Genomic DNA, 14,557 nt, shown 5'->3' on the forward strand with positions numbered 1-14,557 from the left:
CTGATCGAGGTACAGGCCGCCATCAAACGCTTCATCGCCGAGAGCAACGGCAATCCGAAGCCGTTCGTCTGGACCGCCGACCCGGATCGCATCATCCAGGCCGCAAAGCGCGGGCACCAAGTGTTAGACTCGTACCACTAGTACGTGCCGAACTTGTAGTTGATGCCGGCGCGGGCGAGACTGCCCTCGGTCGAGAGGCGCGAGATGTAGCCGATGCCCGGCGTGCCGGCGGGGCCGACATTGGCGACGAAGAGGTTGCGACTCCCGAGGTCGTAGCGGAGGTACTCGCCCTTGATCGTGACCGCGCTGGCGCGGAAGAAGTTCAGGAACGACTCGGTCGGCAGCGCGTACTCGATGCCGCCGCCGTAGGCGTAGCCGGTCTCCATGCTGGAGCGGCGGGCGGCGTAGGTCACCGGAGCGCCGGTCTGGAACGTGACGGACTGGGTCACGTCGCCGTAGGCGAAGCCGCCGGTGCCGTACACGAACACCCGGTCGAAGGCGTAGCCGATGCGGCCGCGCACGGTGCCGAGGTAGTTCAGCTCGGTGCGGTAGCTGTTGGTGAGGACGTTGGGGTTGAAGGCCGGGTTGAAGATCGTCTCGGTGCGGCGGCGCTGCAGGTCGGTGTACTGCGCGTCGGCCTCGATGCCGACGACGATGCCGGAGCCCGGGGTGAACTGGTAGTTCTAGCCGATCTGGCCGCCGCCGGTGAAGCCGTCCTGCGGCAGCGGCACGCTCGAGCGGCGCAGGCCGCGGTCGACGTTGAGCTGCAGCGCGCCGATGCCGGCGGTGCGGACGTTGTCGCGCTCGGAGAAGGCGTAGCCGGCATTCGCGCCGAGGTAGAAGCCGGTCCAGGTGAAGACCGGGACGGGCGTGAACACCGGCGGCGGGGCCCGGCGCGGAAGATCGGCGGCGCCGGCTGAGGCGGCGAGGGTCGCCGAGGCGACGGCGGCGAGGGCGAAGGACTTCAGCACGGGCGGCATCCGGGGTTGGGGACTGACGTTGCAGACCAGTAACCCCGCCGCCTCACCTTGAATATGACTTCGCGGCAACACTCGGAAACATCGTTAGTCCAGTCGCGACGATGCTTTCGTCGATTCTATACGCTACGTTTATCCCGAAAAAATCATCCCACGCCGAGCATCATTTTTTCTAGCACGCGCAAAAAGCCGGTGCCGAAACCCTGCAGGACGGCTGGATCCGCCGCCATGCAGGGCCACCGCCTCACGCCGTCTCGTCGATGATCTCGCCGCCTTCGTCCTCGCCGGCGATGTGCTCGACGGAGACGACGCGCTCGTCCTTGGCGGTGTCGAACACGGTCACGCCCTGCGAGGCGCGGCCGACGACGCGGATGTCGTCCACTGGCACGCGGATGAGCTGGCCGGCATTGGTCACCAGCATGATCTGGTCCGCCGCCTCGACCGGGAAGGAGGCGACGAGGTTGCCGTTGCGGGCGTTGACCTCCATCGCCTTGATGCCCTTTCCGCCGCGTCCCGAGGTCCGGTACTCGAACGACGAGGTCCGCTTGCCGTAGCCGCGCTCGGCCAGCGTCAGAACGAACTGCTGGTTGGCGCCCATCTCGGCGTAGCGCTCCTGCGACAGCAGCGGCGCATCGGTGGCGGCCTCCTCGGCATCGGCGTCGCCGGCCTCAGGTGCGGTGTCGCCGATGACGGCGCGCTGCATCTTCAGGAAGCCGACGCGCTCCTCGGGCGTCGCGTCGAAGCTGTTGAGGATCGTCATCGAGATGACGCGATCGCCCTTGCCGAGGCTGATGCCGCGGACGCCGGTGGAATCGCGGCCCTTGAAGACGCGGACGTCCTCGACGGGGAAGCGGATGCACTGGCCGAGCGCGGTGGTCAGCAGCACGTTCTGCTCGGGGCGGCAGATCTCGACGTGGACGATGTGGTCGCCCGGATCGAGCTTCATCGCGATCTTGCCGTTGCGGTTCACCTGCACGAAGTCGGAGAGCTTGTTGCGCCGGACGCCGCCGGACGCCGTCGCGAACATCACGTCCAGCGTCTCCCAGGACGATTCGTCCTCGGGCAGCGGCATGATCGTGGTGATGCGCTCGGCCTGGTCCTGCAGCTGCAGGATGTTGACGAGCGCCTTGCCGCGGGCGTTCGGCGCCGCCATCGGCAGGCGCCAGACCTTCTCCTTGTAGGCCTGGCCCTGGCTGGAGAAGAACAGCACCGGCGTATGCGTGCTCGCCACGAACAGGCGGGTGACGAAATCCTCCTCGCGGGTGGACATGCCGGAGCGGCCCTTGCCGCCGCGACGCTGGGCCCGGTAGGTCGAGAGCGGCACGCGCTTGACGTAGCCGGCATGGGACACGGTGACGACCATGTCCTCGCGCTGGATCAGGTCCTCGTCGTCGACGCTCGAATCGTAGTCGAGGATCACCGTCCGCCGCGGAGTCGCGAACTGGGTCCGCACCTCGGCGAACTCGTCCTTGACGATGGTCTGGATGCGCTGGCGCGAGCGCAGGATGTCGAGGTAGTCGGCGATCTCGTCGGCGAGCGACTTCAGCTCGTCGCCGACCTCGTCACGGCCGAGCGCGGTCAGGCGCTGCAGGCGCAGGTCGAGGATCGCGCGGGCCTGCACCTCCGAGAGGCGGTAGGTGCCGTCGTCCGCCACCCGGTGGCGCGGGTCGTCGACCAGGGCGATCAGCGGGGCGATGTCGTGGGCCGGCCAGTCGCGGGCCATCAGCGCCTCGCGCGCCGAGTTCGGGTCGGGCGAGGTGCGGATCAGCCGGATCACCTCGTCGATGTTGGCGACCGCGATCGCGAGGCCGCACAGCACGTGGGCGCGCTCGCGGGCCTTGTTCAGCAGGAACTTGGTGCGGCGGGAGACGACCTCCTCGCGGAAGTCGATGAAGGCCTGGAGCAGGTCCTTCAGGTTCATCAGCTCGGGGCGGCCGCCGTTCAGCGCCACCATGTTGCAGCCGAACGAGGATTGCAGCGGCGTGAAGCGGTAGAGCTGGTTCAGCACCACCTCCGCCATCGCGTCGCGCTTGATCTCGACGACGATGCGCATGCCGTCGCGGTCGGACTCGTCGCGCAGGTCCGAGATGCCCTCGACGCGCTTCTCCTTGACCAGCTCGGCGATCTTCTCGACCAGCGTGGCCTTGTTCACCTGGTACGGGATCTCGGTGAAGATCAGAGCCTCGCGCTCCTTGCGAAGCTCCTCGACGTGGGACTTCGCCCGCATGATGATCGAGCCGCGGCCGGTGGCGTAGGCCTGGCGGGTCCCGGCGCGGCCGAGGATCGCCCCGCCGGTCGGGAAGTCCGGGCCGGGTACGATCTCGGTGAGCTGCTCGATCGTCAGCCCCGGATCGTCGATCAGCGCGATGCAGGCGTCGATCAGCTCGCCGAGATTGTGCGGCGGGATGTTGGTCGCCATGCCGACGGCGATGCCGCCGGCGCCGTTGACGAGCAGGTTCGGGAACCGCGCCGGCAGGACCGACGGCTCCTCGCGCGACTCGTCATAGTTCGGCTGGAAGTCGACGGTGTTCTTGTCGATGTCGGCGAGCAGCGCGGTCGCCGGCTTGGCGAGCCGCGATTCGGTGTAGCGCATCGCCGCCGCGGGATCGCCGTCGACCGAGCCGAAGTTGCCCTGGCCGTCGATGAGCATCAGCCGCATCGAGAAGTCCTGCGCCATGCGGACCAAGGCGTCGTAGATCGATTGGTCGCCGTGCGGGTGGTAGAGACCGATCACGTCGCCGACGATGCGGGCCGACTTGACGTACTTGCGCTCCGGCAGGTGCCCGCTCTCGTAGGCGGCGAACAGGATGCGCCGGTGCACCGGCTTGAGGCCGTCGCGCGCATCCGGCAGCGCCCGGCTCACGATCACGCTCATCGCGTAGTCGAGGTAGGACCGGCGCATCTCGTCGGTGATGGAGACGGGCTTGATGTCGCTGGCGGGCGGCGGCGTGCCGGCCCCTGTCTCGTCGTTGTCGGCCAAGGGCTTTTATCCGTGTGGCGAAGGCCCCGCGTCCGGGGCCGTTGTCAGGTGCATCCCACGCCGAAGCGCCGCGCGCGGCGCGACGTGGGGGAAGACGAATGATATCAGACGGTTAATTATTCCTCCCGCCGCACCGGCGCAAGCACCCGATCCCGGCCCGTCCGCCGCCTTTTTCGCAACCGCAAGCGACGCCTGCAACCGCAGGATCCCCGCGCGTTCCCGCCTTGCGCCGGCTCCGGCCAAGCTCGCGCCCGAATGCCGCCGCGCGATCGGCAGGGTTTGGGTGCGGTGCGGGGAACAAGAGCTGGGCCGACCGCTTCTGTGACAGACGTGGCTGTTCACGCCCGGCACCGTTCCGGGGATCGCCCCCGCGCGATCCGGACCGACCCGTGAGCCCCGAACGATGAGGATGGTGGCCCGATGCGGCGCACGCACAACATGGCCTTCGGCGCCGAGATCGCGGACCAAGGCGTCCGCTTCGCGCTCTGGGCCCCGACGGCACGGGACGTCGTGCTGGTGGTCGACGGGACGGATCACGCGCTTCCGGATGCCGGCGAGGGCTGGCGCCGAACGACCGTCCCCGGGGTCGCGGCCGGCGCCCGCTACGGCTTCCGCGTCGACGGCGACCTCGTGGTGCCCGATCCCGCCTCGCGCTTCCAGCCGGACGACGTGTCGGGCCTGTCCGAGGTGATCGACCCGGCCGCCTTCGCCTGGAGCGACGACGCGTGGAAGGGCCGCCCGTTCGAGGAGGCGGTGATCTACGAGACGCATGTCGGCACCGCGACGCCGGAGGGCACCTATGCCGGGCTGCAGAAGCGGCTGGCCGACCTGAAGGCGCTCGGCGTCACCGCCATCGAGCTGCTGCCGCTCGCCGACTTCAAGGGCACCCGCAATTGGGGCTACGACGGGGTGCTGCCCTACGCGCCGGACGCCGCCTACGGCCGCCCCGACGACCTCAAGCGCCTGATCGACGCCGCGCACGGGCTCGGGCTGATGGTCTACCTCGACGCGGTCTACAACCACTTCGGGCCGGCCGGGAACTATCTCCACGCCTACGCCAAGACCTTCTTCACCGAGCGGCACCAGACCCCGTGGGGCGCGGGCATCAACTTCGACGGCAAGGAGAGCGGCCACACCGTGCGGCAGTTCTTCATCCAGAACACGCTGTACTGGCTCGAGGAATACCATTTCGACGGCATCCGCTTCGACGCCGTCCACGCGATCCTCGACGATTCGCCGACGCACTTCCTGGCCGAGCTCGGCGAGACGGTCCGCGCGGCCTTCCCCGATCGCCAGATCCATCTCATGCTCGAGAACGAGGCCAACCAGGCCAAGTGGCTCGAGCGCGACGGCTCGGGCAAGCCGCTCCAGCACGACGCCCAGTGGGCCGACGACCTGCACCATTGCTGGCACGTGCTGCTGACGGGCGAGGATTCCGGCTACTACGAGAGCTTCAGCGACAAGCCGGTCGAGCGGCTGGCGCGCTGCCTGTCGGAGGGGTTCGCCTATCAGGGCGAGCCGTTCAAGACGCTAGGCGACCATCCGCGCGGCGAGCCCTCGGCCCACCTGCCGCCGACCGCGTTCGTGACGTTCCTACAGAACCACGACCAAGTCGGCAACCGCGCGCTCGGCGAGCGCCTGAGCCAGCTCGCCGATCCGAAGAAGCTCGATCTGGCGCGCGCCGGGCTCCTGCTCAGCCCGCAGATTCCGATGCTGTGGATGGGCGAGGAATGGTCGGCCTCGACGCCGTTCCTGTTCTTCGTCGATTTCGCGCCGGACGCGGAGCTGAACAAGGCCGTCCGGGAAGGGCGCCGCAAGGAGTTCAAGAGCTTCGCGGCCTTCGCCGACGACACGTCGGTGATCCCGGATCCGACCGAGGCCGAGACCTTCGAAGCGTCGAAGCTCGACTGGTCCGAGCGCGAGCGCTCGCCGCACCGGGAGGTGCTGGCCGAGACCACCCGGCTCTTGGCCCTGCGCCGGGACGTGGTGGTGCCGCTCGCCAAGTCCGGCTATCGCAACGCGAAGGCGGTCCTTCCCCGCGCCGACGTGGTCGACTGCACCTGGTCCTACGCGGGCGGGACCCTGCGGTTCGTCGCCAATGTCGGCGATGCGCCGTTCTCCGTCGAGACCGGCGACGACACGCCGGTCTGGACCAATGCGCCGGACGGCACCGGTGCGACTCTGCCCGCCTGGACGGGTGTATTTCTGACGAAAGCGGCCCGATGAGCAGTGCACTGCAACGCCTTGCCGACCTCGCAGGCATCGCCGACGGCTACGTCGACGCCTTCGGCAAGCCGGTCGAGACCGCGCTCGAAGTCCGCCGCGGCATGCTCGCGGCGCTTGGCTTCGCGGTCGACACCGACGAGGAGATCGCCCGGAGCCTCGGCGAGGTCGAGGCCCTGCGCAACGGCCTGATTCCGCCGCTGCTGCCGGTCGAGGCGCGCCGCGCGGTGCGCGTTCCGGTGCGCGGGGAGGGGACGGCGGTCTGGCGCCTCGTCGACGAGCGCGGCAACGCCCGCGAGGGCCGCGCGACCTTGTCCAGCGATACCGCCGGGTTCGAGCTGCCGCCGCTGACGCCGGGCTACCATCACCTCGCCGTCACCCTCGGCGACCGGACTGCGGAAGCCTGGATCATCTCGGCGCCGCAGCGCTGCTGGCGTCCGCGCGCCTATGCCGACGAGGGCGCCAGCGATTGGGGTCTCGCGGCCCAGCTCTACGGCCTGCGTTCCGACACCAACCTTGGCATCGGCACTTATGCCGACGCGGGTCAGGCGGCGCGTGATGCGGGCCTGCGCGGCGCATCGTTTCTCGGCCTGAGCCCGGTGCACGCCCTGTTTGCCGCCGACCGGACCAAGATCTCGCCCTACTCGCCGTCCTCGCGCCTGTTCCTCGACACGCTGTTCATCGCGCCGACGAGCATGCCGGGCTTCGTCGGCTCGCGGGCGGAAAGGCGTCTCGCCGAGATGGCGCCCCGCGTCGAAGCGTTGCGCGCCGCCGCCCTGGTCGACCACCAGGGCGTGTGGGACGTGCTCTCGCCGGTGCTGCACGACTTCTGGGCGGAGTCGGATGCGAGCCGGGGCGCGGATGCGGGCTTCACGGCCTTCCGGGAGGAGGGCGGCGAGGATCTTCAGTCGCACGCCACGTTCGAGGCCTTGTCCGAGCACTTCAAGGGGCGGGGCGCCCAGTGGCTCGGCGACTGGCCGGAGGAATTCCGGCGCGCCGGAACGGACGCCGTCGCGGCCTTCGCCGACGAGCACCGCGACGCGGTGTCGTATCACGCCTGGCTCCAGTACCTCGCCGACCGGCAGCTCGCAGACGCCTCCGAGCGGGCGCTCGCGACCGGCATGCGCATCGGCCTCTACCGCGACCTCGCCGTCGGCGCAGACCGTGGCGGCTCGGAGATCTGGTCGCATCCCGAGCGCTTCGCCGACCGCGTCTCGATCGGCGCACCGCCGGACCTGCTCGCGCCCAAGGGCCAGGATTGGGGACTGCCGGCCTTCGATCCGCTCGAGATGGAGCGCGACGGGCTCGCCGCCTTCCGGGCGCTGGTGCGCGCCAACATGCGCCATGCCGGCGCGATCCGCATCGACCACGCCTTCCAGCTCGCCCGCCTGTTCCTGATCCCGCTCGGCGGCGGCGCGAAGGACGGCGCCTACGTGGCGATGCCGTTCGAGCCGATGATCGCGGTGCTGCGCCTGGAGAGCCATCGCAACAAGTGCCTCGTCATCGCCGAGGATCTCGGCACCGCGCCGGAGGGCTTCTCGGACGCGCTGATGCAGGCCGGCATCCTCAGCTACCGGATCCTGGCGTTCGAGCGCGAGCAGGACGGGCGGTTCAAGGCGCCCGAGGCCTATCCCCGCGACGCGCTGACCGCGATCACCACGCACGACCTGCCGACCTTCGTCGGCTGGTGGCGCGGGGTCGACACCGACACGCGCCAGTCCCTCGGCCTCTACGACGCCGAGCGTGCCGAGGCGGAGCGCAACGAGCGTGTCACCGAGCGCCGGCGCCTGTCCGAGGCGCTGGCCGCGCAGCAGCTCATCGTCGGCGCCGAGCCGCCGGACGCGGCCCCGTTCGAGGCGGCGGCGCGCTACCTCGCCCGCGCTCCGTCGATGCTGACCGCGGTGCAGTACGAGGACGTCGTCTCCGAGCTGAGCCAGGCCAACGTGCCGGGCTCGACCGAGGGCTACCCGAACTGGCGGCGCAAGCTCGACCGCGACCTCGCCGCCATCGCCGCGCCGGGCGGCCCGCTGGCGAAGCTCGCCGCCGCCCTGTCGGCCGAGGATCGCGGCCCGCGCTCCGGTGCCGCCCGCCTCGCGACCGCCCCGCCGCGCGCGACCTACCGCCTGCAGTTCCACAAGGACTTCACCTTCGCCGACGCGGAGAAGATCGTCCCGTACCTGGCGAAGCTCGGGATCAGCCACGTCTACGCCTCGCCGCTGCAGAAGGCCCGGCCCGGCTCGACCCACGGCTACGACATCGTCGACCACGGCGCGATCAACCCTGAGCTCGGCGGCGAGGCCGGCTTCGTGCGCCTGTCCGACGCGCTGCGGGCGCACGGGCTGAAGCTGCTGCTCGACATCGTCCCCAACCACATGGGCGTCGGCGGCGCCGACAACCCGTGGTGGCTGTCCGTGCTCGAATGGGGCGCGCTCTCGCCCTTCGGCCATGCCTTCGACATCGATTGGGAACGCCTGGGCGCCAACCGCAACCTGGTGATCCCCTTCCTCGGCGAGCGCTACGGCGAGGCGCTGGAGAACGGGAACCTCGAGCTCAAGTTCGACGCGGTCGCCGGGGCCTTCAGCGTCTGGCACTACGAGCACCAGTTCCCGATCCGCCCGCTGAACTACCCGACCATCCTCAATCGGGTGCTGGCGGCGCTCGGCGACGTGGACGAGGAGGCGCAGGGCGAGCTGCTCGCCATCTCCGAGCGCCTGCGCACCATGGGCGCCGAGACCGACGCGAAGCGCCGCGTCGCCTTCCCGGAGGAGGCGGAAGGGCTCAAGCAGCGGCTCGCCACCGTCTGCGCCGCATCGCCTGAGATCCGAGCCGCGATCGACCGCAGCCTGAAGCTACTCAACGGCTTCAAGGGCCGCCCGGACAGCTTCGGCCCGCTGCACCGGCTCCTGGAGAGCCAGGCCTATCGCCTCGCTCATTGGCGCGTCGCGTCGAGCGACATCAACTACCGGCGCTTCTTCGACGTGAACTCGCTGGCGGGCCTGCGCGTCGAGCTGAACGACATCTTCCACCGCTCGCACGAGACCGTGTTCCGGCACGTCCGCGAGGGGCGGATCGACGGTCTGCGCATCGACCACATCGACGGCCTGGCCGACCCGCAGGGCTATGCGCGGGCGCTGCAGGCGGCCGTCGGACCGGGCTTCTACGTCGTGGTCGAGAAGATCCTGGAGCCGGGCGAGAAGCTTCGGCCGTGGCCGGTCGCCGGCACCACCGGCTACGACGTGCTGAACCACCTCGACGGCATCCTCGTCGACCAGGGCAAGCGCGGCAAGATCAAGCGGCTCTACGAGTGGGCCACCGGCTTCGACGAGCCCTACGGCTTCCAGCTTCGCGCCGCGAAGGCCGAGATCCTCGAGATCAGCTTCGCCAGCGAGCTCGAGGTGCTGACCACCGACCTCAAGGAGATCGCCGATGCCGACCGGCGCACGCGCGACTTCTCGGTCAACGCGATCCGCCGGGCGCTCATCGAGATCATCGCGCGGTTCCCGACCTATCGCAGCTACCTGCCGCCGGACCTCGACGAGAGCGATGTCGAGGCCGAGGACGTTCGGCTGATCGAGGGCGCGGTCGCCAAGGCCAAGCGCTGGTCGGCGCTGCCGGACCGCTCGGTTCACGACTTCGCGGCCGCCGCGCTCATCGGCCGGATCGAGACCTCCGGGCCCGGACGGCCGGACCCGATCGTGATCCTGCGGTTCCGCCGCCGCTTCCAGCAGCTCACCGGCCCGGTGATGGCCAAGAGCCTGGAGGACACGCTGTTCTACCGCTACGCGATGCTGCTCGGCCTCAACGAGGTCGGCGGCGATCCGGGCGAGTACGGCCTCGACGCGGAGCACTTTCACGCGCTCCAGGCGGCGCGTGCCCGCGACTGGCCGAACGCGATGATCACGACGGCGACCCACGACACCAAGCGCGGCGAGGACGCGCGCTCGCGCCTGCTCGCCCTGTCCGAGCTGCCGGAGGAATGGGCCCGCGCCTGGGACCTGTGGCGCGCGATCGCCGTCCCGCACCTGACGACCATCGACGACGAGCCGGCGCCGGACGCCAACGACCAGTGGATGTTCTTCCAGGCCATCCTCGGGGCGTGGCCGCTCGAGCTGCTCGATGCCGACGAGCCGAACGCCATCGAGGATTTCAGCAAGCGCCTGACCGCCTACAGCGAGAAGGCGATGCGGGAGGGCAAGCGCAGGTCGAGCTGGGTCAACGTCGACGAAGCCTACGAGGGTGCGGTCGCCAAGCTGTTCGAGGCGCTGATCGCGCCGGGGTCCGAGTTCCTGGCCAAGCTGCGGCCGTTCGCCCGGCGCCTCGCCCATCTCGGGATGATCGCCGGCCTTGGCCGCACGGTCCTCAAATGCACGCTGCCCGGCCTGCCGGACGTGTACCAGGGCACCGAGTTCTGGGACTTCTCGTTCGTCGATCCCGACAACCGCCGGCCGGTGAACTACGCGGCGATGGAACGCGCTCTTGCGGACCAGGGGGCGCTGCCCGAACTGCTGGCGCATTGGCCGGACGGGCGGGTGAAGCAGGCGACGCTGACGCGTCTGCTCGCCGACCGCGCCGCGCGTCCGGCCTTCTATGCCGAGGCCGACTACCGGGCGATCGAGGCGACGGGGCCGCGTGCGGACAACGTCGTCGCCTACCTTCGCTCCGACGCGAGCGCGGACGGCGACATCTTCGTCGCGGTCCCGCGACTGGTCGCCGGACTGGTCACGGACGCCACCTGGTCGGGGGCGGGGTTCGCCGGCACGACGGTCGATCTCGGCGCGGGCACGTCCTGGCACGACATCGTCACGGGGGCCGGCTACGACGGCTCCGCCGATCTCGGAGCGTTGTTCTCCACGCTGCCCTACGCCGTCCTCCGGCGCCGGGCGTGATCCGAGCGTGCCGCACCGCATCCGCGGGCACGGCACGCACCCGGCATTCGGGCGTTAGTCGATGACGCCATCCAACAACTCGAGGCCAGCATGAACGCACCGACCACCGCATCGAGGAATGCCGCAGCGGATGGGGCCGCCCCCGTCGCGCCGCCGGCCGGCCTCGCGACGCGGGCCTCGGACGCGCGCATCCAGGGGCCGCGGATCTACAACCTGTTCCCGCTCCTCGTCGGGCGGGTCTCGGACTGGACGGCCGAGCTGCCGCGGATCGCCGCCCTCGGCTTCGATTGGGTCTACCTGAACCCGTTCCACGCCACCGGCGGCTCGGGCAGCCTCTACGCCGTCGCCGACCCCGAGCGGCTGGACGATCGCTTCCGCGATCAGGACGGCACCTCCGACGACGATCAGATCCGGTGCTTCTGCACGGCGGCCGAGGCCATCGGCCTCTCGGTGATGACCGACCTCGTCATCAACCACACCGCCAACGACGGCCGCCTCGCCCGCGACAGGCCGGACCTGTTCGTGAAGGAGGCCGACGGCTCGATCGCCAGCCCGGCGGCGGTCGATCCCGACGATCCGTCGATCCGCACCGTCTGGGGCGATCTCGCCGAGCTCGATTACCATTCCGAGGGCCCGCGCAGCGAGCTGACCCGGATCTGGGACGCTTACATCGCCCATCTCCAGAGCCTCGGCGTCGCCGGCTTCCGCTGCGATGCGGCCTACAAGGTCCCGCCAGAGACGTGGCGCGCGCTGATCGGGCAGGCGAAGGCGCGCGAGGCCGGCTGCCTGTTCGCCGCCGAGACCCTGGGCTGCACCTTCGAGGAGGCGAAGGCCACCGCCGGCGCCGGGTTCGACTACCTCTTCAACTCGTTCGCGTGGTGGGACCTGAAGAAGCCCTGGGCACTGGAGCAGTACGAGCGCCTGCGCGTCATCGCCCCCTCGATCGCGTTTCCCGAGAACCACGACATGCCGCGGCTCGCGGCCAAGGTGTCGGGCGGCCCGGAGGCCGTCGCCGCGCAGCTACGCAGCCGCTACGCCCTCGCCGCGTTCTACTCGGCCGGCGTCCTGATGCCGATCGGCTACGAGTGGGGTTATCGCCGCGCGGTCCACGTCGTCGACACGACGCCTGCGGACCGCGAATCCGAGACCGGGATCGACATCTCGGCCTATGTCGCCGCGATCAACGCCCTGCGCGCCGAGCTTCCGGCCGCCAACGTCGAGGGCGCGCAGGCTCGGATCTCCGCGCCGGACGCCGATTTCGTCGCGCTCGCCCGCTACGATTCCGGCCATGCGGCCTCCGCCCGGCACGCCGTCATCCTGCTCTTCAACCCGACCGACAAGCCGGTGCCGGTCGATGCCGGAGCGCTGATCACCCGGACGGGCGGCCTGCTCGGGCCGTTCGTCGACCGCACGCCGGAAGCCGAGCCGATCGCCTTCCATCCCGGCAGCGCCATCGACCTGGCGCCGGGCGAGCTGCGCATCATCAGCGCCGTCGCGGCGGCCGTGACCAAGCTGCCGAGCCGCGGAACGCCGGACGGCACCGGCCGCGTCGTGATCGAGGCGGTGACGCCGGAACTCGACGGCGGCCGCTCTCCGGTCAAGCGCGTCGTCGGCGAGAACCTGCGGATCGAGGCCGACATCTTCTCGGACGGTCACGAGATCCTGAACGCGGCGATCCTGTCGCGCGTCGTCGGCGCGAGCGAATGGCGCCGGGACCCGATGGTCTTCGTCGACAACGACCGCTGGGCCGGGCAATTCCCGCTCGAGAAGAACGCCCGCTACGAGTTCACCATCGAGGGCTGGCGCGACGGATTCTCGTCCTGGATGCGCGATACGCTGAAGAAGCGCGACGCCGGCGTCGACGTCCGCCTCGAGACGATCGAGGGCGTCACCCTGGTCCAGACCGCGGCGGACCTCGCCGAGGGGCGCGACAAGGAGCGGTTGCAGGCGCTCGTCGCCGCGCTCGGCGCCGAGGAGACCGGCTCGGCCACCCAGCTCGACCGCATCCTCGTGCCCGACGCGGCGAGCCTCGTCCGCCGCAACGCGGAGCGGGTGAACGCCTCGCGCTACCCCGTGACGGCGCAGGTGATCGCCGATCGGCTCGCGGCCCGGTTCTCGGCCTGGTACGAGATCTTCCCGCGCTCGCAGTCGATGGACGTGAATCGCCACGGCACCTTCGACGACGTGATCCGCCGCCTGCCGGAGATCCGCGAGCTCGGCTTCGACGTGCTGTACTTCACGCCGATCCACCCCGTCGGGCGCACCAACCGCAAGGGCAAGAACAACACCCTGAAGGCGCTGCCGGGCGACGTCGGCTCGGTCTACGCGGTCGGCACCGAGGAGGGCGGCCACGAGGCGGTCCATCCCGAACTCGGAACGCTGGCCGACTTCGAGCGCCTGGTCGCGGCGAGCCACGCCCACGGCATGGAGGTGGCGCTCGACTTCGCGATCCAGTGCTCGCCCGACCATCCCTGGATCAAGAACCATCCCGAGTGGTTCGAGTGGCGCCCGGACGGGACGCTGAAGTTCGCCGAGAACCCGCCGAAGAAGTACGAGGACATCTCCAACGTGCACTTCTACGGCGGCGCGCTGCCGTCGCTGTGGATCGAGCTGCGCGACATCCTGCTCGGCTGGTGCAGCCGCGGCGTGCGCATCTTCCGGGTCGACAACCCGCACACCAAGCCGATCCCGTTCTGGGAATGGGTGATCGCCGAGGTGAACGGGCGCTATCCGGACGCGCTCTTCCTCGCCGAAGCCTTCACCCGGCCGAAGATGATGAAGAAGCTCGCCAAGGCCGGCTACCAGCAGAGCTACACCTACTTCACCTGGCGCAACACCAAGGCCGAGCTGACCGAGTACGCGACCGAGCTTGCGGGCGAGATGGGCGAGTACTATCGGCCGAACTTCTTTGCCAACACGCCCGACATCAACCCGCATTACCTCCAGACGAGCGGCCGCGCCGGCTTTGTCGTGCGGGCGACGCTGGCCGCGACCCTGTCGTCGGTCTACGGCATCTACAACGGCTACGAGATGTGCGAGGCGGCGCCCTATCCCGGCAAGGAGGAGTACCTCAACTCCGAGAAGTACGAGCTGAAGGCCTGGGACTACGACCGACCCGGCAACATCCGCGAGCACATCATCAAGCTCAACCACATCCGTCGCGAGAACCCCGCGCTCTGGGATTTCCGCAACGTCGTGTTCACGGCGGCCTACAACGACAGCATCATCGCCTACGCCAAGACGACGCCCGACCGCGACAACTGCGTGTTCGTGATGGTCAACCTCGATCCCAAGAACCGCCAGGAATGCACCTACGAGGTGCCGCTCTGGCTGCTCGGCGAGGGCGACGGCGGGGCGGTCGCCGTCGAGGACCTGCTCGACGGCTACACGTTCGAGCTGCGCGGCAAGTCGCACCGCATCGCCCTCGATCCCGTCGAGCGCTCGTGCATCATCTGGCGGCTCAGCCGGCCGAAGCGGGTTGCGGGCTGAGG

The 14,557-nt window shown here is 69.8% G+C and carries 4 protein-coding genes and 2 pseudogenes; 4 read left to right on the plus strand and 2 right to left on the minus strand.

The annotated features are described in order from the left end of the window. Window positions 1-141: pseudogene (locus MKK55_RS21930) on the plus strand (IS630 family transposase); the annotation flags it as partial. Here MKK55_RS21930 and MKK55_RS21935 read toward each other — a convergent pair. Then, window positions 138-971: pseudogene (locus MKK55_RS21935) on the minus strand (outer membrane protein). The pseudogenes MKK55_RS21930 and MKK55_RS21935 overlap by 4 nt on opposite strands. 250 nt (window positions 972-1,221) lie before the next feature. Beyond that, window positions 1,222-3,957 carry a DNA gyrase subunit A gene (gene gyrA, locus MKK55_RS21940; protein ID WP_243937632.1) on the minus strand — a complete coding sequence of 912 codons (2,736 nt, stop codon included), beginning with the start codon at window positions 3,955-3,957 and terminating at the stop codon, window positions 1,222-1,224. A gap of 420 nt (window positions 3,958-4,377) precedes the next feature. On the opposite strand from gyrA, the gene treZ reads away from it, so the two are divergent. The 3 genes from treZ (at window position 4,378) to MKK55_RS21955 (ending at window position 14,555) form a co-directional block, all read left to right on the plus strand. Beyond that, window positions 4,378-6,183, plus strand: coding sequence for a malto-oligosyltrehalose trehalohydrolase (gene treZ / locus MKK55_RS21945; RefSeq protein ID WP_243937634.1), 1,806 nt, complete (start codon window positions 4,378-4,380; stop codon window positions 6,181-6,183). Then, on the plus strand, window positions 6,180-11,066 hold the full coding sequence (locus MKK55_RS21950; RefSeq protein WP_243937635.1) for a malto-oligosyltrehalose synthase: 4,887 nt from the start codon (window positions 6,180-6,182) through the stop codon (window positions 11,064-11,066). The genes treZ and MKK55_RS21950 overlap by 4 nt, the downstream gene beginning before the upstream one ends. A gap of 90 nt (window positions 11,067-11,156) precedes the next feature. Continuing rightward, window positions 11,157-14,555, plus strand: a complete 3,399-nt coding sequence (locus MKK55_RS21955; RefSeq protein ID WP_243937636.1) for a maltotransferase domain-containing protein — start codon at window positions 11,157-11,159, stop codon at window positions 14,553-14,555. The last annotated feature ends 2 nt before the right edge of the window (window positions 14,556-14,557 follow it).

Origin of the sequence: Methylobacterium sp. J-059 (assembly GCF_022829485.1) — a bacterium.
Classification (GTDB): Bacteria; Pseudomonadota; Alphaproteobacteria; order Rhizobiales; family Beijerinckiaceae; genus Methylobacterium.

Excerpts from the sequence above, each read along its gene's own strand:
- treZ (WP_243937634.1), top strand. The coding sequence starts at position 4,378 with ATGCGGCGCACGCACAACATGGCCTTCGGCGCCGAGATCGCGGACCAA.
- MKK55_RS21950 (WP_243937635.1), top strand. The coding sequence starts at position 6,180 with ATGAGCAGTGCACTGCAACGCCTTGCCGACCTCGCAGGCATCGCCGAC.
- MKK55_RS21955 (WP_243937636.1), top strand. The coding sequence starts at position 11,157 with ATGAACGCACCGACCACCGCATCGAGGAATGCCGCAGCGGATGGGGCC.